Annotated in this window: 3 pseudogenes; all 3 read left to right on the forward strand. The window is 40.9% G+C overall.

What is annotated here, in order from left to right:
- Nucleotides 1–201: pseudogene (locus tag FC49_RS10270) on the forward strand (helix-turn-helix domain-containing protein); the annotation flags it as partial.
- A gap of 32 nt (nt 202–233) precedes the next feature.
- Nucleotides 234–404 (forward strand): annotated as a pseudogene (locus tag FC49_RS10400) (IS3 family transposase); the annotation flags it as partial.
- 21 nt (nt 405–425) lie between these two features.
- Nucleotides 426–670 (forward strand): annotated as a pseudogene (locus tag FC49_RS10275) (IS3 family transposase); the annotation flags it as partial.

Raw genomic sequence — 670 nt, forward strand, 5'->3', positions numbered from 1 at the left:
GCCTTGTTTACCAGAAGAGGACGGGCAAAACACATGACTACTAATCATAATCGTCAGGCTAGTAAGCAGTTATCAGAGTTAGAACGTTTGAAAGCTGAGAATCGAGCTTTACGAGTGGAGAACGAATATCTAAAAAAACTCAAGGCCTTAGTTCAACATCGCGGACAGTCAAAGAAGAATATCAAATCATCCAAGAACTAAGGCATCAATTTGGATTTAGCTTAACGGAGATTTTGCCATATACCACCGTTAAGCGGAGCACATTTTATTATCAAGCACACCGCAGAGAAACAGAAGATAATCATGAATTACTCCAAACCATTAAGGACATCAAACAACAGAATCCAGGTTATGGTTATCGACCTGTGACCGACGAGCTGCATCGGCGTGGCATTAAAGTTAACCATAAACGAGTTAGTCGTTTGATGCGTGAAAATGGACTATCGTCACTAATGTATAATCGTCAGACCAGGAAATACGATTCGTCGATTGGTCCCCAGGGCAAAAAGGCTAAGAATCGTCTTCACCGTCGTTTTCAAACTGATCGTCCATACCAAAAGATGGTAACTGATGTCAGTGAGTATCGTTATGGCAATATGAACCAGGATGAACGAGTTTACCTTTCGCCAATCAAAGACCTGTGTTCTGGTGAAATTGTTAGTTACAATAT

It is taken from the genome of Limosilactobacillus oris DSM 4864 (assembly GCF_001434465.1).
Taxonomy (GTDB): domain Bacteria; phylum Bacillota; class Bacilli; order Lactobacillales; family Lactobacillaceae; genus Limosilactobacillus; species Limosilactobacillus oris.